Source organism: Prevotella sp. ne3005 (assembly GCF_900110085.1).
Classification (GTDB): Bacteria; Bacteroidota; Bacteroidia; order Bacteroidales; family Bacteroidaceae; genus Prevotella.
The window spans coordinates 36032-59038 of the sequence record NZ_FOCK01000011.1 but is presented as its reverse complement, the minus strand read 5'-3'; the positions used below and the strand labels follow the sequence as shown (position 1 = coordinate 59038).

The following is a 23007-nucleotide window of genomic DNA, read 5'->3' as shown; positions in this document are numbered from 1 at the left end:
AATATTGAAGATTGAAAATTGAAGATGGAAAGACTTCATCCGCTGATGTTTGTGGGGACGGGGAGCGATGTGGGTAAGAGTGTCCTCGCTGCTGCGTTTTGCAGAATATTCCTGCAAGACGGGTATCATCCTGCCCCCTTCAAGGCGCAGAACATGGCCCTCAACTCCTATGCCACGCCCGATGGACTGGAGATAGGTCGTGCGCAGGCTGTTCAGGCTGAGGCCGCTGGCATCCCCTGTGAGACGGATATGAACCCGCTGCTCCTGAAACCCCAGAGCGACCACACCTCGCAGGTGGTGCTCCATGGTAAGCCCATGGGCAGTAAGAGTGCCTATGATTATTGGAGGAGACAAGGAGACAAGGAGACAGGGAGACAAGACGATACTCCTGATTATCGTCAGGAGGTATGTAAGGCTTTCGACCGCTTGTCAGGAAAGTACAACCCCATTGTGATGGAAGGTGCGGGCAGTATCTCCGAGATCAACCTCCGCGATACCGATCTGGTGAACCTCCCCATGGCGCGTCATGCCAAGGCTGATGTCATCCTCGTGGGTGATATCGATCGTGGGGGCGTCTTCGCCTCCGTCTATGGCAGCATCGCCCTCCAGTCGCCTGAAGACCGCCAACTCATCAAGGGCATCATCATCAATAAATTCCGTGGCGACCTGCGCCTCTTCGACGAGGGCCGTCGCATGCTCGAAGACCTCTGTGGCATCCCCGTCTTAGGCGTTGTACCTTATTTCAAGGATATCCATATCGAGGAGGAAGACAGTGTGGCACTCGCCCAGAAATCGTGGCAACTCGAACTGGGCAAGGTCAACGTGGCTGTGGTCATGCTGCAGCACCTCTCGAACTATACCGACTTCGACGCCCTCGAACAGGATCCCCGCATCCACCTCTTCTATACCAATAATGTCGACGACCTGCTCAAGGCTGATATCATCATCCTGCCTGGCTCCAAGTCCACGCTCCATGACCTCTACGAACTGCGTCGTAACGGTTGTGCACAGGCCATCATTCGTGCCCATCGCGAAGGGGCTACGGTATTGGGCATCTGTGGCGGTTATCAGATGATGGGTGTCGAGGTGTGCGACCCCGATCATGTTGAGGGCGACATCGAGCGCCTTCCTGGTCTCGGCCTTCTTCCCGTCACCACCACCATGAGTGGCTTCAAGCGCACCCGCCAAGTCTCCGCTCAGCTTTCAACTTTCAATCTTCAATCTTCCGCTCGGCTTTGCCGCTTGGCTAGTCCAAGAATCTTCAATTCTCAAAGCCTAAAGGGCTACGAGATCCACATGGGTGAGACGCGTCCCTTTGGTGATGCTCCGGCCTCACCATTGCTCCACCTCTCCGATGGCCGTCCTGATGGTTATATCGTTGGCTACAAGTGCATGGGCACCTACGTCCATGGCATCCTCGACAATGCTCCCTTTGTCGACTTCCTGCTTCGTCCCTATGCCGAGAAGATTGGTCTGGATGCGAGCACCTTCAATTACGAGGCGTTCAAGGAAGAACAATACAACCGCCTTGCTGATCATGTGCGCCATCACGTCGACCTTGAAAAAATCTATCAGATCTTGTTGCTTTAAGCTTTAAGCTTTGAGCTTTAAGCATTAAGCTTTAATTTTCAATTTTCAATCTTCAATGTTCAATCCTCAATGCTCAATGCTAATCGGTTGGTTGCTCGACCTCTTGGTGGGCGATCCCCAGCGCCTGCCGCACCCTGTGGTGTGGTTTGGTAAGATCATTGCCTTTGGCGAGCACCGCCTCAATCGTGGTTCCCATCGTCGCCTCAAAGGAGCCCTCATGGCCGTCACCCTCATCATCGCCGTCTTCGCCCTCACGTTCGCCCTCCGCCATTACATCTCACATCTCACATCATACATCTTACTTCTCTTCGACGCCATCATCGTCTTCTACTGCCTCGCAGGCACCACGCTCATCCGCGAAGTGCGTGCCGTCTTCCTCGCCCTCGATCGTTCGTTGGAAGAGGGTAGGGCACAGGTAGCCCGCATCGTGGGTCGTGACACCTCCGAACTCTCTGCCCAGGAAGTGCGCACCGCAGCCCTCGAGACATTGGCCGAAAACCTCAGCGATGGTGTCATTGCCCCGCTGTTCTGGTTTGCCCTCCTCGGCACCCCTGGTATGCTGGCCTATAAGATGGTCAACACGCTCGACTCGATGATAGGCTACCGTACGGAGCGCTATTGCGACTTCGGCTGCTGGGCTGCCCATATCGACGATGTGGCCAACTATATCCCTGCCCGTCTCACGGCCTTCCTGATGATACTGCCACATGCAATTATCAATTGTCAATTCTCAATTTTCAAATTCGTCCTTAAATACGGACACAACCACGCCTCGCCCAACAGTGGCTATCCCGAAGCCGCCCTCGCAGGCATCCTCGACTGTCGTTTCGGAGGCCCTCATTATTACTTCGGCCAGCTCTTCCCCAAGCCCTATATAGGTTCCAACGACCGTCCGCTCACCACAGACGACATGCGCATCGCCATCCGAGTCAATCGCGTGGCCGAAATCCTCATGGTGATAATTATTTCCATAATTCCTTGGTTTTTTGCCTGAAAAACACTATCTTTGCCCCATCAAGTAAAATCTATTGGGCTTATGAAGCATGTTTTTCTCAGTGTGATGGCTGCCATCCTGACCCTCTGGGGCATCGATGTTCAGGCACAGATCCAGCGTTCGGACGACTTCCGTGCGAAGTATAAACTCAAAGAGGTGGTGGTGATGAGTCGTCATAACATCCGTTCCCCGTTGTCATCCGGAGGTGCGGCCTACAAGCGCGTCACGCCCCACGAGTGGTTCCAGTGGACGTCGTCGAGCAGTCAGTTGTCTCTGCGCGGAGGTGTGCTCGAAACGGAGATGGGCCAGTTCTTCCGCAAGTGGGTAGTCAACGAAGGGCTGTTGCCCGATAACTATCGTCCTGAGGGCGACGAGGTGCTCTTCTACGCCAACTCCCGCCAGCGTACGTTTGCCACCGCCAAATACTTCTCTGTGGGTTTCCTGCCCTTTGCCAATGTGGAGATCACCCATAAGTTTGAGGAAGACAAGATGGATCCCGTCTTCACGCCCCAGTTCACTAAGATGAACGATATCTACCGTATGAAGGTCGTTGCCGAGATGAACAACCTGAATGGTGGATGGAAGGCTTGGATGGAGCGCGTACAGCCCACGCTGAAGCTCATGGAAGAAGTGCTCGACATGGCCAACTCCCCTGCGGCGCTTCAGGGCGACACCACCCACTTCTGGTTCGACGATACCCAGTTCCAGCTCGAAAAGGGTGATGAGCCCAAGATGAAGGGCGGTTATACCCTTGCCAACAGTGTGGCCGACGCCTTCGTACTGCAATGTTACGAGTCGGAGAGCATGACTGCCTTTGGTCATGAACTCACGATCCAGCAATGGCGAGATATCTGTGCTGTGAAAGAGGTCTACGATGCTCTGCTCTTCACCACCCACTCAGCTGCTGTCAACCTCGCCTATCCGCTGGTGAGCCGTATCCGCGAAGAGCTGCAGCACCCTGACCGCAAAATCATGTTCCTCTGTGGCCACGACTCCAATCTGGCCAGCATAGGCGCCGCCCTGGGTTTCGTGTTCCCTGAAACCGAGCACGCCCTCGAGTTGCATACCCCCATCGGTTCGAAGCTCGTCTTCGAGAAATGGAGCGACGGCACCGACGACTATGTCGCCGTCAATCTGGTCTATCAGTCTGTCGATCAGTTGCAGCAGCGTAGCCTGCTCTCATTCGACGAGACGCCCATGGTCAAATCCATCACCGTCGATGGTCTCACGGCCAACGAAGACGGTCTCTACCGCCTTGCCGACCTCGATGCCCGTATGGCTGAGGCCATGGCCGAATACGATGCCATCGTCGATGCCTCCTATTAAAAAAAACATGATGCGTATGAAAAGAATTCTGATTACCACGTTCGTCTGGATCGTTGGCTTGGTGACGACCCTTGCTGCGCCCGTCAGCGAGCAGGCTGCCAAGCGTGCCGCAATGGATTTCCTGCGCCAGCAGGGAGCTGCCACCACGCGTGGCGAGGCCATAGAGCTCACCCGTGCCGTCACAGAGGTGGCCGATGGTGAGGATGCGGGCATCTTCGTATTCAACAGCCCCTCGGGCTACGTCGTGATGAGCGCCGACGACGATCTGCCTGCCGTGCTGGCTTATGGCCGTGGCACCCCCTACGACAGCCAGACGGCTCCGCCTGCCCTGCAGGCCCTGCTCGAAGCTTATCATGTGGGCATCGCCACGAAAGCCTTTACCCGCGCTGATGTGCCTACCCACTCCGATGTGGCACCCCTCGTCAAGGCCAAGTGGAATCAGCGGGCGCCCTTCAACAACCTCTGTCCGGAAGGCTGTCCTACGGGCTGTGTGGCTACGGCGATGGCCCAGGTGATGCACTACTACCAGTGGCCCGCCAGCTACAATTGGAGTCAAATGAAGACCTCGTACTCGGATACCGATACGGGTGCTGCTGCCGATGCGGTGGCCAAACTGATGGCCGACTGCGGTGAGAAGGTGTTTATGAAGTATGGTAAAGAGAGCTCGAGTGCCAAGAGTCATCTGGTCAGTGAAGCGCTGCGCTATGATTTCGGGTATGCGGAGACCACAGAATTCGTGCCCCGTTATGTCTATACCGCCCGATCGTGGGATGCGCTGATCTATAGCGAAGTGGCTGCCAAGCGCCCTGTGCTCTACTCCGGCAACTCGGTGTCGTCGGGTAGGGGTGAGGTAGGCCATGAATTTGTCATCGACGGCTATGAGGTCAAGGGTGGCGCGGGCTACTACCACGTCAACTGGGGCTGGGGCGGCAGTAGCGATGACTACTTCCTGCTCTCAGCGCTCAATCCTACATACCAGTACACTGGTGGCAATGCGGGCTCGAGCGGGTACTCTTACGTTCAGTATGCGGTCATTGGCATACAGCCCGCTGCTGAGCCGTTGGAGAAAACAACACGCTTCAGTGTGGAGCGGGTCTCCATCAAAGACGACAAAGGCTCTTACACGCGCACCTCGACATCCGCCGACTTCCCGGCCATCACGGTAAGCTTCAGCTTCTTCAACACGTCGTATCCTGAAGTAGACCGCGAATACGACTATGCCATAGCACTCTATCAGGATCGTAAGCTGGTGGAAATTCTGGAACAGGCTCCGCTGAAAGATGCGGTCAATTACGTGTATAAAACCGATGCCCTCCCATTCAATAAAGGTATCAGCATGGGTAGACCAGTGGCCTTCGGCTCGGGGCTGAGCGATGGGAAATACCAGATTCGCATCCTTAGTAGGGAGTCGGGCACTACGGCATGGACTTGGGGACAGAAAGCCTTTGCTGCGTATGTGGAAGTCGACATCAGCGGCACCACGATGACCACCACCACCCAAGGCAATGTATCGGCAAAAGGGCCCTTCAACTTCGACATCCACTCTGTAACGGTGAGCGAAGAGCCTCGGGTGGGAAAGCCCATGGCGATCACCATCAATCTCACCGACAAAAACGAGTCGTTCAATGCGCCAGTATTCGTTTGGGGTAATGCCAGTATCGAGGCGGGCGTCGACAGCTACCAGCTACTGGCGGGAGGTGGTACGAACCTCGATCCCGGAGCTACGGGCGAAGTCACGCTCGAATACACGCCCCAGCGCAGCGGTACGTTCAACTTCGTGGTGAGCGGCAGCTCGGAAAACTGCGACACGCAGCTCTACTCTTTCTCCGTCGAAGTGGCTGAGATGAGTATGGCGGATGTGGAGATCTCCATCGACAAGGTGATGGTCGACGGTGCAGGCGAGCCCAATGGGCGCGTCAGGAAGGTTGCTGGCCAACGGCTCTCCGGTAAGGTGTCGCTGACTAACAACGGTACGGAGACCTACAACGACGCTCTGCGTATCCTCCTCTATAACAACACAGAGGCGAAAGGCACCTATCATAGCGTCAATTCTCAGACCGTAAATGTCAAGCTCGCCGTCGGACAATCCATGGATATCGCCTTCCAATTCAATGACCTGAATGTCGATGAATACTATGGCATCATCGTCTATGCCATAGAACGTGGTGAAAATAAGAAACTGAACGGTCTGAACTCCGACACCATCTTCAATATAACAGGTGGCTCGGGCATTGCGCCTGTTGAACTCGACGAGGAAGATGCCGATGTCTACAATCTCAACGGTGTGCGCGTAGGCAAATCTTCAGAACTGAAATCGCTGCCCAAGGGCATCTACATCATCCACGGCCAGAAACGAGTTGTGAAATAAAGAAGCGGAAGCCACTCGGCTTCCGCTTCTGCTTGTCTACATACCCATGCACGAGGTGGCTCCCAGTGCCGTGAGTACGGCCGTGATGTCACTCTTCTTCACACTGGCCTGACGCTGGATGAACTCCGCCAACTCGTCGGTTCCCACGAAATGACTGTTGTACACTGCCGTGGCGAAATACTGCCCGTAGGCTGCATTGTACTGGTTGTTGTTCTTTGACTTAATAAACTTCTGACTCATACTTTAAACATTAAACATTCCCTGTCATATCGAGCGTAGTCGAGATATCTCATGAGATCTCTCCATGCGCTGCGCTTAGTCGAGATGACAAAGAGGGGCGCTCGAGATGACAAGGGGGCTGTCGAGATGACAAAGGGGCGTGTACGCTTACTGCACGGGGATGTCGACGGTTTGGGTGAGGCCTCGGCGGGGCGAGGTGACCTTCAGCGTGAGGGTACCTGTCTGGGCGGCGCTGCGGACGATGGCGACGAGCTGGCCGTTGAAGAGCTTCATCGTGGGCTCGGTGAACGGTTCGAGGCTCGTGGCATCGCCATTGCAGACGGCCTGGAAGGTGCCTGCACCTGAGACTTCAAACGTGAGCTGGTCGTCGGCCTGAGGGATGAGCGTACCATCGGCATCCGTCAGAGAGACGGTGACGAAGGCCATGTCGTCGCCAGTAGCCTTCAGGTGGGCATCGGCTGTCCAGACGTCGAGCTGCAGTTTGGCAGGGGCGCCAGCGGTGCGGATGACCTCGGAACCGGCCTCGCGACCCTGATCGTCGAAGACCACGACCTTGAGTTCGCCAGGCTGGTATCTGACGTTGTTCCAGCGCAGACGATAGCGGTCGAGGCGCTCAGCGGGATTCTTCTTGATGCGGCCCTGGCTCTTGCCGTTGACGAAGAGCTCGGCCTCGGGATAGTCGGTGTAGCAGAAGACGGGCGTCACCTTGCCGATGCGATGGCCCTTGTCTTTCTTCGTGAGTCCCCAGCTCCAGTGGGGCAGGAGGTGAATGGTGTGAGCCTCTTTGTTCCAGTGGGAGCGGTAGAGGTAGTAGCGGTCTTTGGGCAGTCCGGCGAGGTCGCAGATGCCGAAGTAGCTGCTGCGCGAAGGCCAGTATTCATCGTAGGGCGTGGGCTCGCCGAGGTAGTCGTAGCCCGTCCACACAAATTCACCAATGACCCATGGCTGGTCGTCCTGCCACACCCAGTCGTCGTCGGGCAGGTTAGACCACGAGCAGTATTCCACATCGTAGCTGCTGCATTGGCCGTCGGCCTGCTTGATGGCGTTGGGGTCGTAGGTGGGTGCCCACGAGGCATATTGTGAGTTGTCGGTCACAGCGACGGGGAATTTATAGACGCCACGCGAGCTGACCGTCGAGGCGGTCTCGGAGCCGAGCAGGAAACCCTGCGGCAGCTGGGTGATGCTGTTCTGGTATTTGTGGACGCGGTAGTTGAAGCCAGGCACGTCCATGGTGGTGGCCACGCCGCTTTTGATAGAGGCTTCGGCATGGTCGAGGCCCTGGGTGACGGGGCGCGTGGGGTCGAGCTGGTGGCAGAGCGACTGCAACCGTCTGGATATTTCGAGGCCTTGTTCGCTGCCCTGTTCAGGAATCTCGTTGCCTATCGACCACATGACGATCGAGGGGTGGTTGCGGTTGGCGAGGATGAGGTTGGTGATATCCTTATCAGCCCAGTCGTGGAAGAAGCGGGCGTAGCCGTTTTTGCACTTGGGATAGACCCACATGTCGAAGCTCTCGGCCATGACCATCATGCCTAGGGAGTCGCAGAGGTCCATCTGCATCTGCGAGGGCATGTTGTGGGAGGTGCGGATGGCGTCGCAGCCCATATCCTTCATGGTCTTGATCTGGCGGATGAGGGCGGCTTTGTTGACGGCGGCACCTAAGGGGCCGAGGTCGTGATGCAGGCATACACCCTTGATCTTACGGGTGGCGCCATTGAGCTGGAAGCCGCCTTCGCGCGACACTTTGACGGTGCGGATGCCGAACTTCTGCGTCACCTCGTCGAGCAACTGACCATTCTGCATGTATCGGATGCGGGCTGTGTATAGATAAGGTGTCTCGGGTGTCCATGGATGGGGATTGGCGACGGTGAAGGTGAGGTTGGACTCTCCTGAGTCGCTGATGTCCGAGGCGTGCTCATGTCCCACGAGACGGCCCTTGGCATCGCGCAGTTCTACTTCGAAGCCCAGACGGGCGTTGAGCGGGCTGCCACTGCCTACGGTGACTTCCACCGTGGCCTCGTCGGCACTGAGGTGGGTGGTGCGGATGAAGGTCTTCCAGAGGTCGATCCAGTCATCGCCAGTGGTGATGAGGGTGACAGGGCGGTAGATGCCCGCTCCGGGATACCAGCGCGAGCTCTCTTCGACATTCTGCAGATCGACCTCGAGCAGATTGTCGCCAGCCTTCATGTAGGGGGTGATATCCACGCGGAAGGCATTGTAGCCATAGGCCCAGTAGCCTGCCTTCTGACCATTGAGGCTGACGGTGGGCTCGGCCATGGCGCCATCGAAGAGGAGTTCGGCATGGGTGCAGCCTGCAGGGATGGTGATGGTGCGCTTGTAGTGGCCCTCGCCAATCCAGGGCAGGGCACCTGAGCGCCCGCTCTTCTCGGTGGCCTCAGTCTCGCCGTTTTGCTCGATGGCGACGCGCTGGAGGTCCCATTTCTTGTCGAAGGGTCCGCTGATGGCCCAGTCGTGGGGTACGCAGACCTGTTGCCAGGCTTGCTTGTCTTGTGAGAAACTCCATCCGTCGGAGAGGGTGGTGGCATAGCGCTGCTGTGCCGGAACGGCTGTGCTGACAGCCATCAGGAACAGCGTTAGTAGACTTGTTTTCATTGCAATTTGTTATAAGTGGTCAATAATTTCGCTGCAAATATACGAAATTTCTCTGAAATAGTTGGCTATTTGACAGATTTAATGTATTTTTGCAGCTAAATTTGCAAATAATACACATTATTATATGAAACATCAGTTGAGAAGTGCGGTCTGCACGGAAGGCAGACGAATGGCCGGAGCCCGTGCCCTGTGGGTGGCTACCGGTATGAAGCATGAGCAGTTTGGTAAGCCAATCATTGCCATCGTGAACTCGTTTACGCAGTTTGTGCCTGGTCATACCCACCTGCACGAGATCGGTCAGATTGTGCGTGAGGAGATAGAGAAGATGGGCTGCTATGCGGCAGAGTTTAATACCATTGCCATCGACGACGGCATCGCCATGGGCCACGACGGTATGCTCTATTCACTGCCTTCGCGCGACATCATCGCCGACAGCGTGGAGTATATGGTGAACGCCCATAAGGCCGACGCCATGATCTGCATCTCGAACTGCGACAAGGTGACGCCGGGTATGCTGATGGCTTCGATGCGACTGAACATCCCCACGGTGTTCTGTTCGGGAGGCCCCATGGAGGCTGGTAAGTGGCGCGGTGAGAATGCCGACCTGATTACGGCCATGGTGAAGGGTGCCGACCCCTCGGTGACTGATGAGGAGATGAAGGAGATAGAGGGATGTGCCTGCCCTGGCTGTGGAAGCTGCTCGGGTATGTTTACGGCCAACTCGATGAACTCGCTTACGGAGGCTATCGGCTTGAGTCTGCCTGGCAACGGAACGATCCTGGCTACGCATACCAACCGCGTGGAGCTGTTTAAGGCTGCTGCCCGTCAGGTGGTGAAGAACGCCTTTGCATATTACGAAGACGGCGACGAGAGCGTGCTGCCTCGCAGCATCGCCACCCGCAAGGCCTTTATGAACGCGATGGCGCTGGATATCGCCATGGGTGGATCGACGAACACCGTGCTCCATCTGCTGGCTGTGGCCCAGGAGGCTGGCACCGACTTCACGATGAAGGATATCGACGAGCTCTCGCGTCGTGTGCCCTGCCTGTGTAAGTTGGCTCCTAACACGCAGAAGTATTCTGTACAGGAGTGCGGACGTGCAGGTGGTATCTTGGGCATCCTGAATGAACTGAACAAGGGTGGCCTTATCGACGGCTCCGCCCCCCGTGTGGACGGCATGACGCTGGCTGAGGCCATGAAGAAATACAGTATCGTGGACGGCCCTGTGGATGCAGAGGCCAACCGTATCTATCAGACGGCTCCCGGCAACCGCTTCTCGACGAAGATGGGTTCGCAGAGCGAGGAGTGGGGTACACTCGATACCGACCGCGCCAATGGATGTATTCGCGACCTGCAGCATGCCTATACGAAGGACGGCGGACTGGCTGTGCTCTTCGGAAACATTGCTCAGGACGGCTGTGTGGTGAAGACCGCTGGCGTGGATGAGAGCCTGTGGCACTTCGAGGGTCCTGCCGTGGTGTTCGATTCGCAGGAAGACGCCTGTGAGGGCATCCTCGGTGGTAAGGTGAAGAGTGGCGACTGCGTGGTGATCACCCACGAGGGGCCGAAGGGCGGTCCTGGTATGCAGGAGATGCTGTATCCCACCTCTTATATCAAGAGTATGCACTTGGGTAAGGAGTGCGCCCTGATTACGGACGGACGATTCTCGGGTGGTACCAGTGGCCTGAGCATCGGACATATCTCGCCCGAGGCTGCCAATGGCGGTAACATCGGAAAGATCAAGGATGGTGACATCATCGTGATCGACATCCCCAGCCGTTCGATCTGCGTGAAGCTCTCTGACGAGGAACTGGCAGAGCGCCCACAGCAGCCGCTGAAGCGTAACCGCGTGGTGTCTAAGGCTTTGCGCGCATACGCCCAGAGCGTGAGCAGTGCCGATAAGGGAGGAGTGAGAATCATTGAAGATTGATAATTGAAGATTGAAGATTGAAAATTGAAGATTGAAGATTGAGAATTGATGTTAAGGGATAGAATTACAGGATCGAAGGCGCTGATGAGGGCGCTGCAGGCGGAGGGCGTGAAGACCATCTTCGGTTACCCCGGTGGCAGCATCATGCCCGTTTACGATGCGCTTTACGATTATACGCGAGGAGAGAAGAAGTGTTTCGACCATATCCTGGTGAGACACGAACAGGGTGCTACCCACGCTGCCGAGGGCTATGCCCGCGTGAGTGGTGAGGTAGGCGTAGCCTTGGTGACCAGTGGCCCGGGAGTCACCAATACGTTGACGGGCATTGCCGATGCCATGCTCGACTCTACGCCCATCGTGGTGATAGCTGGTCAGGTGCCCATCAGTGCCCTTGGTACCGATGCCTTTCAGGAGGTGGACCTCGTAGGTGTGTCGCAGCCTATATCAAAGTGGAGTTATCAGATACGTCATGCCGAGGATGTGGCGTGGGCCGTGAGCCGTGCGTTCTATATCGCCCGCACAGGCCGTCCTGGTCCTGTGGTGCTCGACTTTGCCAAGAACGCCCAGACTGAGGAAATCGACTGGGAGCCCATGAAGTGTAACTTCATCCGTTCGTATGTGCCTTATCCCAAACTCGACATGAACGCTGTGCGCGAGGCCGCAGAACTGATCAACAGCGCGAAGAAACCCATGGCGCTGGTAGGACAGGGTGTGGAATTGGGTAATGCCCAGCAGGAGCTGGTGCGCTTCCTCGAGAAGGCCGATATCCCTGCCGGACGTACGATGCTGGGGCTTTCGGCACTGCCCAGTACACATCCGCTGAATGTGGGTATGCTGGGTATGCACGGAAACTACGCACCCAACCTGAAAGAGCAGGAGTGCGACGTGCTGATTGCCATCGGTATGCGCTTCTCGGATCGCGTGACGGGTAATCTGAAGACCTATGCCAAGCAGGCGAAGGTGATCCATCTGGATATCGACCATAGTGAGATAGACAAGAACGTGAAGACGACTGTGGCGGTGATTGCCGACTGTAAGGAGTCGTTGCCCGCCCTCACGGAATTGGTGAATAAGGCAAACCATCAGGAGTGGCGCGACTCGTTCAAGCCCTTGCAGGAGAAAGAGTGGAAGAAGGTGATAGAGCCTGCCATCCACCCCAAGGAGGGTCCGCTGCTGATGGGTGAGGTGGTGAACGCTGTGGCTGAGGCAACACAGGGTGATGCCGTATTGGTGACGGATGTTGGTCAAAACCAGCTATTTGCAACGCGTTACTTCAAGTATCCCAAGAAGCGCAGCATCTGTACCAGTGGTGGATTGGGAACGATGGGCTATGGTATGCCTGCAGCCATCGGAGCCACCTTTGGCGCCCCAGGGCGAACGGTGGTGAGCTTCTCGGGCGACGGTGGTTTCCAGATGTGTATCGAGGAACTCGGCACCATCATGGAACAGCAGTGTCCTGTGAAGATGGTGTTGATGAACAACCACTATCTGGGCAACGTGCGCCAGTGGCAGGATATGTTCTGGAAGCGCCGCAAGTCGTTTACGAAGATGCTCAACCCCAACTACGAGCTGATAGCCCAGGGCTATGGCATTCCTTATGCTGCTGTGGTGGATCGTAAGGACTTGAAGGCAGCCGTCGAAAAGATGCTCGCCACGGAAGGTCCGTATATCCTGGAGTGTGCCATTATGGAGAACGACGATGTGCTGCCGATGACACCTCCGGGCATGAGTGTGGATGATATGATGCTGGAGGTAAATGTGTAAAGGTAAAAAGGTAAAACAGTAAGAATGGAAGCGAAGAAGAAATTATATACCTTGTTAGTATATTCCGAGAACGTGGCTGGTATCTTGAATCAGGTGACGGCTGTGTTTACACGTCGTCAGGTAAATATCGAGAGCCTGAACGTGAGTGCCTCGAGCATTCCGGGGGTGCATAAGTACACCATCACCGCCTGGAGCGACGAAGACCAGATTATCAAGATTACCCGCCAGATAGAGAAGCGTATCGATGTGGTGAAGGCCAACTATTTCACGGACGATCAGTTGTTTATCCGTGAGTCGGGGCTTTACAAGCTTGCCACGCCGATGGTGCTCGAGAATCCTGAGATCTCGCGAACCATCCGCCGATTCCAGGCCAGCATCATCGAGGTGAACCCCACCTATACCATCGTGATGATGCATGGTGTGACGGAGGATATCATCTCGTTGTTCCGTGCCCTCGATACTTTTGGTTGTGTGTTGCAGTACACCCGTAGCGGCCGTATCGCCGTCACCCGTGGCATGCAGGAGCAGGTAAGTGCATTCTTAGAGGAGCGTGAAAATGGATAAGGTAGGAATATATGAGTTTATGGCAGAGCCTTTCCACTGCGACTTCTCGCAGCGGCTCTTTATGGGACATCTGGGCAACCACATGCTGAATGCGGCTGATTTCCATTCTTCGGCTCGTGGCTTCGGTATGAACTATCTGATGACCATCCAGCGCTCTTGGGTGCTCTCGCGTCTGGCTATCGAGATGGACGAGATGCCCAGGATGTACACCAAGTTTAACGTGGAGACGTGGGTGGAGAGTGCCATGCGCTATTTTACCTCGCGTAATTTCCGTGTGGTGGATGCTGAGGGAAAGGTGTATGGCTATGGGCGCTCCATCTGGGCGATGATCGACACGGAGAGCCGCCAGCCTACGGATATCTATGCCATCGACAACGGGGCCATCAACAACTGGATTGTCGACGATAAGGAGTGTCCGATAGACAAAGGCGGACGCGTAAAAATGGGTGACGAGGCGAAGCTGGTGCGTAGCATCGAGACCTATTATAACGATGTGGATATCAATGGTCACATCAACTCCGTAAAGTATATCGAGCATGTGCTCGACCTCTGGGATCTCGACTGGTATCGCCAGCATCAGATCAAGCGCTTCGAGATTGCCTACGTGGCTGAGGCCCATCAAGGCGACTCGCTCAGCTTCTATCGTGAGCAGACGGGCGACAACGAATATTGCATCCGCATCTGCAAGGATGGCGACGTGGAGTGTTGCAGAAGCAAAGTAATCTTCAAATAAGAAAACTTCTGCCAGAAAAAAGAAAATCCCTGCCAAACGGCAGGGATTATTTCTTGGTGATCCGGTCGGGATTCGAACCCGAGACCTACTGCTTAGAAGGCAGTTGCTCTATCCAGCTGAGCTACCAGACCGACCTTATAGGTGACCTCCTTAAGGGAAATCGGCTGCAAAGGTAAATAAAAATTTGGAAACTTCCAAATTTCAGACAATAAATCTTATGTAAGAGCGGTCGTCGAAGGAGTTATTGCCCTCTACGAAGGCTTTTGTGGCCTTAAATTCGCCAATATTCAGTGGGTCGTTGCGACGCTGCTCATCGAGCCAGGCCTCAGTCTCTGCAAGGGTAGGGGCCAGATGCGGATAACCATCGCTGGCAAGGACAATCTCCCAGGGACGGAAGTCGAGGGCGATGACGGGCACTTTATCCTCGGGGATGGGAAAACCGTCAATCACGGCATAGGTGACGTTCTGGTTGTGCATCACCTCGAGCATCGTGGGAATCATCACTTCACGGGCTGGGTCGTGGGGCTGTAACAGTGCTTGCTGCGTCATGCCTTCAGCGAGGAGTTCGCGCACCTTCTTGGCGCGCATCTCGGCCAGGGGCTGCTCGTAGGGCTTGGGATTATCCACGTATTCGCCACCAATCAGGCCGTGGCAATCGCCCACGAGCCATATCTCCCTGCGCAGTCGACTGTAAAGGATGACGGAGGCACAGAGGCGCTCTTCTGGGTGCTCCTGCATACGACTGACGGGGAAGCGCCAGCGATAGTGGCTACGGATGACTTTCGTGGCATTCAGGCAGAACTGACGGCACGAGATGTTGGCAGGCATCTTACGGATATAACGGCTGATGAGCAGCATGGCATAACGCCCATTGCTCGTCAGCGGACAATGGCGGCGCGGCGTCTTCGATGTAGAGCCGTCGATGACAGCGATGAAGTCATTTGTGACGACGATTCCGTCCTCGCTTTTCTTCTTGGGACTCTTCGGAATGACGCTTTGCTCGATTATTTTCATTTCTAAAGTTTGGATTATATGATTTCGGTTTAGGGCCTCCAGCAGGCTTGTAGCCGCCTGTTTGTGGCGCCATGCCGCTATAAAGTCTCGAAATTAAATCAGGGCGCCCGATACGTCGCAGACTCTGTTCGATGTTCCTGCGTTCCTCGGGCTTATACCAGAAGAAATACTGGCGCTGGGCGAGCTTTTCGCGCTGAGTCTTGGCAGAGAATATGGGCTCGAGGGTGTAGGGATCGTAGCCCGTATACCAGGTCTCCGTGGCATTGGTCATGGGCGTAGGCGTAAAGTCCTGCACCTGTTCGAGGTGGAAATCGAGGCCCTTGGTGATAACGGCCAGCTCAGCCATATCCTCCTCATGACAGCCAGGGTGGGAGGAGATGAAGTAGGGGATGATCTGCTCCCGGAGGTTTTCCTCGCGGTTGATGCGGTCGAAGATGCGCTTGAATTCATAGAACTGCTGGAACGATGGCTTGCGCATCAGGTAGAGCACACGCTCGCTGGTGTGCTCGGGTGCCACCTTCAGACGTCCTGACACATGGCGCGTGATGAGTTCACGGGTGTACTCTTGGGCAGCACGATTCGAAGCCTCGTCCTTGCTGCGATACAGCAACAAGTCGTAGCGCACACCACTGCCTATGAAACTGCGCTTGATACCAGGCAGGGCATCTACGGCGTGGTAGACGTCGAGCAGTTTTGAGTGGTCGGTATTGAGATTCGGACAAATCTGCGGATGAATGCAACTGGGGCGACGGCATTTCTCGCAGGCGTTCTTGTTCCTGCCCCCCATGCCGTACATATTCGCCGAAGGACCACCGAGGTCGGAGAGATAGCCTTTGAAATCGGGCATCTCCATGACCTGCTTCACCTCCTTGAGGATGCTCTCCTTAGAACGGCAGGAGATGAACTTGCCCTGATGGGCGGAGATGGTGCAGAAGGCACAGCCTCCAAAACAGCCGCGATGGATGTTGACGGAGAACTTGATCATGTCGTAGGCAGGTATACGCTTGCCTTTGTATTTGGGGTGGGGCTGACGTGTGTAGGGCAGATCGAAGCTGGCATCGAGTTCTTCTGTCGTCATAGGAGGGTAGGGAGGATTGATGACCGCAAAACGGCCATCCACACCCTGCAGCAAGCGCTGGGCATGCATCATGTTCGACTGTTCCTCAATATGTCGGAAGTTCTCTGCCTGGGCTCGTTTGTCTTTCAGGCATTCTTCATGCGAGTGGAGCACGAGGTCGTCTTCGCGTATACCCCCGGGGATGTTCTCTTTCCTCGAGAGATAGACCGTCTGCGGGATGTCGCAGATGTCGCCAATGGCAACACCGGCAGCGAGCCTTCTGGCCAGTTCCACAATGGTCTTCTCGCCCATGCCATAGATGAGCAGGTCGGCACCTGCATCACAAAGGATACATTTCTTGAGTTCGTCCTGCCAATAGTCGTAGTGGGTGATGCGTCGCAGCGAGGCCTCTATACCGCCTAAGACCACAGGCACATCGGGGAAGAGCTCCTTCAGGATTTTCGAATAGACGATGGTAGGGTATTCAGGCCGCATGTCATGACGCCCGTCAGGACTATAGGCATCCTCCGAGCGCAGACGACGGTTGGCGGTGTATTTGTTCACCATCGAGTCCATGCATCCAGGGGCAATGCCGAAGAAGAGACGTGGGCGCCCTAACTTCTTGAAGTCACGATAATCCCCATGCCAGTCTGGCTGAGGTACGATAGCCACACGGAAGCCTGCAGCCTCAAGCGTTCGCCCGATAACGGCTGCACCGAAAGAAGGGTGATCTACATAAGCATCGCCCGAGAACAAGATGATGTCCACCTCATCCCATCCCCGTAGCTCCAACTCCTTTTTCGTCGTTGGCAGAAAGTCCGTCAGCCTATATTCTTTCAATCTTCAATTAAATGGTGTTCCCTGGAAGGAGCGTACGGTCATGCCCAGATTGTCGTTGGACTGGTTCTTCCAGTTGATGTAGAGCAGCACCAGCTGCTGCAGCCCGAAGGCCTTCATGTTTGGATGGTAGATGACGTCGAGGCAGAGGTCGAGCAGTGCCTTGTCCTTGCCAGCGTCGCCAGAGAGTAGCGAGCGGATGTTCAGCTTCAGCTTGTCGAGCACCTGCTCATCTACATAGCCGTTGCTGTCGATGAGGTCGCGGAAGAGTTGATACTTCTCGATGGTTGCCAGATGCAGTTCTGTTACCTCGATGTTTCTTGTCCCTGAAGAATTAGTTTGGATTTTCATTTGGCTTAAATTTTTTATTGGGTTGGTAATAAGAATCTGAGAATGCCTCGCATGAGTGAGAGACGTTTCTGTTCGTCCTTGATACACTCGAAGGGGAACCCGATGGTCATGGCCTTATAGTCCTTGCCGTCATAGGCCACACAGGCGCTGTAGCTGTCGGCATAGGCCATAGCCGTAAAGGCAGGTGCCACGGGTTGGAGAATCTCCGGATGTGTGGCTGCGTAGTGGGTCTCGTTCAGATGGCGGTAGAAATCGAAGGTTGTACCAAGGCCCTGGATGCTGTCGCGCTGCAGACTGTCGCAGTTAATGCCCTCGTAGGATACCTTCAGAATATCCTCCAAGTAGCGACGCTCAGCAGGTGCAGCCATGTCGGAGCCGATATAGGAGCCGCTGACAAGCAGGGCACCTCCACGCTTTGTAAACAGCTGCAGGTGTTGGCGCAGCATGGGTGGGAAGGCCTGATACTGGCGCAGCGACCATCCGTCGTTCTTCTCGAGTCCGAGGATGAGGTCCATCATCTGATATTCCGTAGGACGAACCTCGTTGGTGTTCAGACACTCTGCCGAGCAGCTGGAGATGCTGAGACGCTGTGCCGAGGCGATGGCCTCCGCATGTGTGCGGATATAGTTGAAGTCGTTGCCCGCAATAAACTGTCCCATCAGTGAGTCGTTGGTATAACCAAGTCCTGTACGCGTCTCCCTGCCCATCTGGGTCTTGTCGAAGCTGGTCTGATATCCCAGCCATCCTGCTGTACGACCATAGGTGACGCCAGGGTCCATCTCCATATCGAAACCTTGTTCGGCTGCATTGTTCCTGACAGCAGGCGAAGCCAGACGGTGGAAGCCGTTCACGATCAGTACTGATTTCTGTGAGCCAGGCACGTCGTAGGCAGAGACTGTCTCAGAGGGGAAGCTCTCGCCACCCTCGTTGACTGCCGTCACGTAGAACGAGTAGAGCTGTTGGGGCTCGAGGTCGATGGTGATGCTCGTGTTCTTGCCCTTGACATACTGGCCATTGTCGAATCCATTCTTGCCAATGGCTGTATAGACGATATAGCCCGTGGGCTCTGCTGTCGCCTCGTCGGGATCTTTTACAGGGTGCCAGCTGAGTTTTGCGCTGCCCTTGCCTGTGAGTTCTACGCGCAGACGGTTGGGAGCCAGTGGCGTCACCACGTATTTCGTGTGGTGCATCCTACTCACATAGCGCAGGATGGCCTTGTAGACACTGCGTGCAAAGTCGAAGCGGAAGTTAGGGTCTTGTCCGTAGCGCATATCCCAGAAATTCTGGTGCGACATCGTCTCAAGGATGGCGCTGGGCACACCTGGACAACGGCTCTCAGAATAATTGCGGTCATAGATCTCACGCGTAGGCCAGCTGCCGTAAAGGCGTGCCATGTCTGAAGATACCGAGGTCAGCAGCTCGTCGGCAAAGTCGCGCGAGGCGAGTCGTGAACGCCCAGTACGGAAGATGCTGTCGTTGAGATAAGTGGTACATATAGATAATGTACCCGTGTGTGATCGTCCGTCACGGGTAAAACCTGCATCGCTATGAACGGCCAGCGACAATTCCAGGGGTACTTTAAGTCCGGTGGTGTCAGGTATATATACTGAACCGCCAGCGAGGAAGTTGGCCATATAACTGCGAGCATTGATGTCGTCGCCATAGTCATCCTCACCATTCTTCGTGCTGTACACCTCGTAGGGCATGCCCGCCCATTGGGCATAGTAGCGCGAGCCCTCCAAACAACGCGGCAGACCGCTGGTGGTGTAGCCTCTGCGGATGTTACCCATACCGCCACCGAAGCGTACGGCATCGGCTGTAACCACGCCATGATGGTGCTTGCTCACGTTCGAGAGCGTCACGCAGTTGCGCTCGCTCTGTCCTGCATCGAAGTCGAAGGAACCTAAGTAGACCCATGTCTTGGCTCCCATCTGCTGGTTGACGTGGAATTCCGTAGGCACACCCTGGTGCCAGACAGTATAGTGGGCGTCGTCGATGCTCTTCTCTAAAGTCTGATAACTCACATAGACCGCATAGCGTCCAGCCTCGGGGATGTTGGGTTTCCAGACGACGGTACTCTGATGATGGGGGCCGTCAACGGTCGATGTCTGTCGCGATGTTCCCTGTTCGAAGGGGTTCTCAAGGTCTACGTAGACCCCTGGGTGCAGTCCGAATCCTGTCGAGTCACAGTGGTTCCAGCGATGGTTGCCCCTGGTCTCCATATAACCGCTCTCTGGCGTGTCGTTATCTACAATCACCTCGTTTCTTTGCCAATCGCGCTCACGGGGTGTGAACACAATGGCACCCGCCCTTTCGAGCATAGGGATGAGGTAGGGGGTGACGATGGTCTGTGTAAAGAGGTCCTCACGGGTACCGAAGAGGGGAGGGCGCTGCCATTTCCAGGTGCTGTCCTTGATGTGGAAATAACGGCCGTGACTGGCCCACACGCAGAGATGACGGTTCTGCAGACCATGTTCTATCTCGAAGGGTAGCGAGGCTTTGCTCACCCAAGGTTTTCCTTTATAGTTGATGTCGCCCCACGAACGGGTCTTATCCTCAGCAGGTTTCAGACGATTGGGTACCAACTGCTCCAGCGACCAGCCACCTGTCTTGATGGTCAGCTGATAGTCTGCCACGCTGTCGGGCATCAGGGCCCTCACGGCGTCGTAGATGGTACTGACGCTTTCAGGCGTAAACACCTGCTCGCCAAAATGGGTATCGGCACTCACCTCGATGGTGCGCAGTGAGTCGTTGATCTGCAGTTCAGCCAGCTTACTGCGATTACGCAGTACCTGTGAACTCACACGATAGCCGTTGAAATAACGATTCAGCTTGTCTTTTAGTTCTTTTTGTGGGTCGATGGGTTTCACAACCCTCTTTCTGGCTGCCAGCGCCATGTCTGCAGGGAGTGTCAGCAGCAGGGAAAGGGCTATGGTGAGAATCTTTTTCATGGTTATACGTTTCCGATAGTGAATTGTTCGGGCTTCTTGCCTTTGAAGTCCTTGAAATAGAGTTTGATATCGCGCATGTCTTTGTCCAGGTCACCTGAGGGGATGATGGTCTTCGTACAACGGATGAGCCGCTGCTCGTAGTCTACACCATAAAGCAGGATGGGCAGTCCTGCTTTCAAGGCGATGAAATAGAAACCTTTCTTCCAATCCTCCGTCTTGGAGCGGGTGCCCTCAGGAGTGATACACAGCCTGAAGGTCTCTGCCTGTTTCGCAGCCTCGGCCATCGCATCGGTCATGCTGCTCTTTTTCTGACGGAACACAGGAATGCCGCCCAGACTTTTGAAGATTGGTCCCAATGGCCAGAAAAACCACTCCTTCTTCATCAGGAAATTGATCTTCATACCTATAGCACCGCTATAGATCTGTCCTAAAGCAAAGTCCCAGTTGCTCGTATGGGGAGCTAAACAGATGATAAACTTGTCGGGGTGGGCCTCCGTCACGTCAACGCTCCACCCCAATCGCTTGTATAATAACCAGTTACAAAATTTCTTCCACATTATTCTCTTACTCCTAAGAATTTATCTGATCAAGGATCTCCGTGACCTGTTTTCCAAACTTCTCCCTCAGGTCCTTGTAGTAGGTCTTGGGCTTGATGCCTGGCTCGGGGTACGACACTCTGCTCAGGTAATGGTTCTGCATTTTCATGATGGCATGAATAAGGTCCTCTACATTCTTCTTACTCTCTTCAGTACCATACAGCGATACGGCTACACACTCAGCATACAGTGTCTCACAAATCACGTTGATTCCTTTCTTCAGTGTTCTTTTGTTTGTCATAAAAATCCTCCTTTTTTGGTCCATTTTGTTATATTCAGTAAGCAAAGATATGAAAAAAATCTGAGATAACAAGTGTTTCCTTCCCAAAAAATATTAAAAAGTCGATTTTACCCCCTTTTCTTTCGTATTTCTAACAAAAATAACCTAATTTTGCACGTCAGAAACGAATTATTATCATCATTTAATAACAGAAGAATATGGAAAAAAGTGCATTGCAGCTCGCCAGAGCCGCTTATCAGCCGAAGCTCCCCAAGGCGCTTCAGGGTGCTGTGAAGGTTAAGGAAGGTCAGCCCACTCAGAGTGTAGGCGATCAGGAGGAAATCAAGAAACTCTTCCCCAATACCTATGGTATGCCTATCGTAGAGTTTGAGCCCGCTACCGAGGCCAACACGAAGAAGATGAATGTGGGTATTATCCTTAGCGGTGGTCAGGCTCCTGGTGGTCACAACGTTATCACAGGTCTTTTCGACCAGATCAAGAAGCTCAACCCCGAGAACCGTCTCTACGGTTTCATCCTCGGCCCTGGTGGTCTCGTAGACCATAATTATATGGAGCTCACCAAGGAGATCATCGACGAGTATCGTAACACAGGTGGTTTCGACATGATTGGTTCTGGCCGTACAAAGCTCGAGAAGGTAGACCAGTTTGAGAAAGGTCTGGAGATCATCCGCGAGCTCGACATCAAGGCTATCGTGATTATCGGTGGTGACGACTCTAACACCAACGCTTGCGTTCTCGCTGAGTATTATGCAGCAAAGAACTATGGTGTACAGGTGATTGGCTGCCCGAAGACCATCGACGGCGACTTGAAGAATTCTCAGATTGAGACCTCTTTTGGTTTCGATACCGCTTGTAAGACCTACTCAGAGCTGATTGGTAACATCGAGCGCGACTGTAACTCAGCCCGTAAGTACTGGCACTTCATCAAGGTGATGGGTCGCTCAGCTTCTCACATCGCTCTGGAGTGCGCCCTGCAGACTCAGCCTAACATCTGCCTCGTGTCTGAGGAAATCGAGCAGAAGGGTATGAGCCTCGACGATATCGTAACTTACATTGCCAACGCCGTAGCCCAGCGTGCTGCCGATGGCAACAACTTCGGTACCGTTATCATCCCTGAGGGTGTCATCGAGTTCATCCCCGCCATCAAGAAGCTCATTGCTCAGCTCAACGACGTGCTCGCTATGCCCGAGGCTAAGAACCTCGATCGTCACGAGTCAATCGACTTCGTTAAGGCTCACCTCACCGATGCCAACCTAGCTGTATTCAACAGCCTGCCTACAGGTGTTGCCCGCCAGCTGGCTCTCGACCGCGACCCACACGGAAACGTACAGGTATCACTCATCGAGACCGAGAAGCTGCTCAGCACTATGGTAGCCCAGAAGCTCGAGAAGATGAAGAAGGAAGGTAAGTACGCTGGCAAGTTCTCAGCTCTGCACCACTTCTTCGGCTATGAGGGCCGTTGCGCTGCTCCTTCAAACTTCGATGCCGACTACTGCTACGCTCTCGGTACTTCTGCCGCCCAGCTCATCGCCAACGGTAAGACTGGTTACATGGCCATCGTGAAGAACACCACAGCTCCTGCTGAGCAGTGGATCGCCGGTGGTGTGCCCATCACCATGATGATGAACATGGAGCGTCGTGCTGGTGAGATGAAGCCCGTAATCCGCAAGGCCCTTGTTGAGCTCGACGGAGCCCCCTTCAAGGCATTCGCCAAGGAGCGCGATCGCTGGGCTCGCGAAACAGCCTACGTATATCCTGGTCCTATCCAGTACTGGGGTCCCACGGAGGTTTGCGATCAGCCCACCAAGACCCTTGCTCTTGAGCAGGCAAAATAATTA

General features: G+C 54.8%; 17 protein-coding genes and 1 tRNA gene. 9 read left to right on the top strand and 9 right to left on the bottom strand.

Annotation, left to right across the window (positions count from 1 at the left end; translation table 11 throughout):
* The first annotated feature begins 24 nt into the window (after window positions 1-24).
* The 4 genes from BMY16_RS13980 (at window position 25) to BMY16_RS13970 (ending at window position 6278) form a co-directional block, all read left to right on the top strand.
* Window positions 25-1590, top strand: a complete 1566-nt coding sequence (locus tag BMY16_RS13980) for a cobyric acid synthase (RefSeq protein ID WP_091843681.1) — start codon at window positions 25-27, stop codon at window positions 1588-1590.
* A gap of 76 nt (window positions 1591-1666) precedes the next feature.
* Window positions 1667-2584: an adenosylcobinamide-phosphate synthase CbiB gene (gene cbiB, locus BMY16_RS13975; RefSeq protein ID WP_244513069.1), complete on the top strand. Its 918-nt coding sequence runs from the start codon at window positions 1667-1669 to the stop codon at window positions 2582-2584.
* A gap of 42 nt (window positions 2585-2626) precedes the next feature.
* The gene (locus tag BMY16_RS15360; RefSeq protein ID WP_139207241.1) at window positions 2627-3910 is read left to right on the top strand and encodes a histidine-type phosphatase; all 1284 of its coding nucleotides are present in this window, start codon (window positions 2627-2629) and stop codon (window positions 3908-3910) included.
* 16 nt (window positions 3911-3926) lie between these two features.
* Window positions 3927-6278, top strand: a complete 2352-nt coding sequence (locus tag BMY16_RS13970; protein WP_170836123.1) for a C10 family peptidase — start codon at window positions 3927-3929, stop codon at window positions 6276-6278.
* 36 nt (window positions 6279-6314) lie between these two features.
* On the opposite strand, the gene BMY16_RS13965 is transcribed toward BMY16_RS13970, so the two are convergent.
* A complete protein-coding gene (locus tag BMY16_RS13965; RefSeq protein WP_244513068.1) occupies window positions 6315-6518 on the bottom strand; it encodes an HU family DNA-binding protein in 204 nt (67 codons plus the stop codon).
* A gap of 147 nt (window positions 6519-6665) precedes the next feature.
* The gene (locus tag BMY16_RS13960) at window positions 6666-9131 is read right to left on the bottom strand and encodes a glycoside hydrolase family 2 TIM barrel-domain containing protein (RefSeq protein WP_091843674.1); all 2466 of its coding nucleotides are present in this window, start codon (window positions 9129-9131) and stop codon (window positions 6666-6668) included.
* 124 nt (window positions 9132-9255) lie between these two features.
* Between BMY16_RS13960 and ilvD the strand changes: the two genes are divergently transcribed.
* Genes ilvD through BMY16_RS13940 form a run of 4 tightly spaced genes read left to right on the top strand, consistent with a single transcriptional unit; the run spans window position 9256 to window position 14122 of the window.
* A complete protein-coding gene (gene ilvD / locus BMY16_RS13955) occupies window positions 9256-11061 on the top strand; it encodes a dihydroxy-acid dehydratase (protein ID WP_091843671.1) in 1806 nt (601 codons plus the stop codon).
* 48 nt (window positions 11062-11109) lie between these two features.
* Complete coding sequence (gene ilvB, locus BMY16_RS13950; protein ID WP_091843668.1) at window positions 11110-12825, top strand: biosynthetic-type acetolactate synthase large subunit; 1716 nt, start codon at window positions 11110-11112, stop codon at window positions 12823-12825.
* 24 nt (window positions 12826-12849) lie between these two features.
* Window positions 12850-13389, top strand: coding sequence for an acetolactate synthase small subunit (gene ilvN / locus BMY16_RS13945; RefSeq protein WP_091843666.1), 540 nt, complete (start codon window positions 12850-12852; stop codon window positions 13387-13389).
* On the top strand, window positions 13382-14122 hold the full coding sequence (locus BMY16_RS13940; protein WP_091843664.1) for an acyl-[acyl-carrier-protein] thioesterase: 741 nt from the start codon (window positions 13382-13384) through the stop codon (window positions 14120-14122). Before ilvN ends, BMY16_RS13940 begins: the two co-directional genes overlap by 8 nt.
* Window positions 14123-14176: 54 nt before the next feature.
* Here the strand turns inward: BMY16_RS13940 and BMY16_RS13935 are convergent.
* The 7 genes from BMY16_RS13935 to BMY16_RS13905 all read right to left on the bottom strand — a co-directional run bounded on the left by BMY16_RS13935 (window position 14177) and on the right by BMY16_RS13905 (window position 21169).
* A tRNA-Arg gene (locus BMY16_RS13935) sits at window positions 14177-14253 on the bottom strand.
* 70 nt (window positions 14254-14323) lie between these two features.
* Window positions 14324-15136, bottom strand: coding sequence for a hypothetical protein (locus tag BMY16_RS13930; RefSeq protein ID WP_091843661.1), 813 nt, complete (start codon window positions 15134-15136; stop codon window positions 14324-14326).
* Complete coding sequence (locus BMY16_RS13925) at window positions 15060-17033, bottom strand: YgiQ family radical SAM protein (protein WP_091843658.1); 1974 nt, start codon at window positions 17031-17033, stop codon at window positions 15060-15062. Before BMY16_RS13925 ends, BMY16_RS13930 begins: the two co-directional genes overlap by 77 nt.
* A gap of 3 nt (window positions 17034-17036) precedes the next feature.
* Window positions 17037-17381, bottom strand: coding sequence for a hypothetical protein (locus BMY16_RS13920; RefSeq protein WP_091843656.1), 345 nt, complete (start codon window positions 17379-17381; stop codon window positions 17037-17039).
* Window positions 17382-17395: 14 nt separating this feature from the next.
* The gene (locus tag BMY16_RS13915) at window positions 17396-20332 is read right to left on the bottom strand and encodes a golvesin C-terminal-like domain-containing protein (RefSeq protein WP_091843654.1); all 2937 of its coding nucleotides are present in this window, start codon (window positions 20330-20332) and stop codon (window positions 17396-17398) included.
* A 2-nt stretch (window positions 20333-20334) separates the two neighbouring features.
* The gene (locus tag BMY16_RS13910) at window positions 20335-20889 is read right to left on the bottom strand and encodes a 1-acyl-sn-glycerol-3-phosphate acyltransferase (protein WP_091843651.1); all 555 of its coding nucleotides are present in this window, start codon (window positions 20887-20889) and stop codon (window positions 20335-20337) included.
* 13 nt (window positions 20890-20902) lie between these two features.
* A complete protein-coding gene (locus BMY16_RS13905) occupies window positions 20903-21169 on the bottom strand; it encodes a hypothetical protein (protein WP_091843780.1) in 267 nt (88 codons plus the stop codon).
* Window positions 21170-21366: 197 nt separating this feature from the next.
* Between BMY16_RS13905 and BMY16_RS13900 the strand changes: the two genes are divergently transcribed.
* On the top strand, window positions 21367-23004 hold the full coding sequence (locus BMY16_RS13900) for a diphosphate--fructose-6-phosphate 1-phosphotransferase (protein WP_091843649.1): 1638 nt from the start codon (window positions 21367-21369) through the stop codon (window positions 23002-23004).
* Window positions 23005-23007: the final 3 nt, after the last annotated feature.

Bases quoted from the DNA above. Each gene is read 5' to 3' on its own strand.
- BMY16_RS13905 (WP_091843780.1), bottom strand. From the start codon at position 21,169: ATGACAAACAAAAGAACACTGAAGAAAGGAATCAACGTGATTTGTGAG.
- BMY16_RS15360 (WP_139207241.1), top strand. From the start codon at position 2,627: ATGAAGCATGTTTTTCTCAGTGTGATGGCTGCCATCCTGACCCTCTGG.
- BMY16_RS13970 (WP_170836123.1), top strand. From the start codon at position 3,927: ATGAAAAGAATTCTGATTACCACGTTCGTCTGGATCGTTGGCTTGGTG.
- BMY16_RS13920 (WP_091843656.1), bottom strand. From the start codon at position 17,381: ATGAAAATCCAAACTAATTCTTCAGGGACAAGAAACATCGAGGTAACA.
- BMY16_RS13960 (WP_091843674.1), bottom strand. From the start codon at position 9,131: ATGAAAACAAGTCTACTAACGCTGTTCCTGATGGCTGTCAGCACAGCC.
- BMY16_RS13930 (WP_091843661.1), bottom strand. From the start codon at position 15,136: ATGAAAATAATCGAGCAAAGCGTCATTCCGAAGAGTCCCAAGAAGAAA.
- BMY16_RS13940 (WP_091843664.1), top strand. From the start codon at position 13,382: ATGGATAAGGTAGGAATATATGAGTTTATGGCAGAGCCTTTCCACTGC.
- ilvN (WP_091843666.1), top strand. From the start codon at position 12,850: ATGGAAGCGAAGAAGAAATTATATACCTTGTTAGTATATTCCGAGAAC.
- BMY16_RS13915 (WP_091843654.1), bottom strand. From the start codon at position 20,332: ATGAAAAAGATTCTCACCATAGCCCTTTCCCTGCTGCTGACACTCCCT.
- BMY16_RS13910 (WP_091843651.1), bottom strand. From the start codon at position 20,889: ATGTGGAAGAAATTTTGTAACTGGTTATTATACAAGCGATTGGGGTGG.
- BMY16_RS13900 (WP_091843649.1), top strand. From the start codon at position 21,367: ATGGAAAAAAGTGCATTGCAGCTCGCCAGAGCCGCTTATCAGCCGAAG.
- ilvB (WP_091843668.1), top strand. From the start codon at position 11,110: ATGTTAAGGGATAGAATTACAGGATCGAAGGCGCTGATGAGGGCGCTG.
- BMY16_RS13965 (WP_244513068.1), bottom strand. From the start codon at position 6,518: ATGAGTCAGAAGTTTATTAAGTCAAAGAACAACAACCAGTACAATGCA.
- cbiB (WP_244513069.1), top strand. From the start codon at position 1,667: ATGCTAATCGGTTGGTTGCTCGACCTCTTGGTGGGCGATCCCCAGCGC.
- ilvD (WP_091843671.1), top strand. From the start codon at position 9,256: ATGAAACATCAGTTGAGAAGTGCGGTCTGCACGGAAGGCAGACGAATG.
- BMY16_RS13980 (WP_091843681.1), top strand. From the start codon at position 25: ATGGAAAGACTTCATCCGCTGATGTTTGTGGGGACGGGGAGCGATGTG.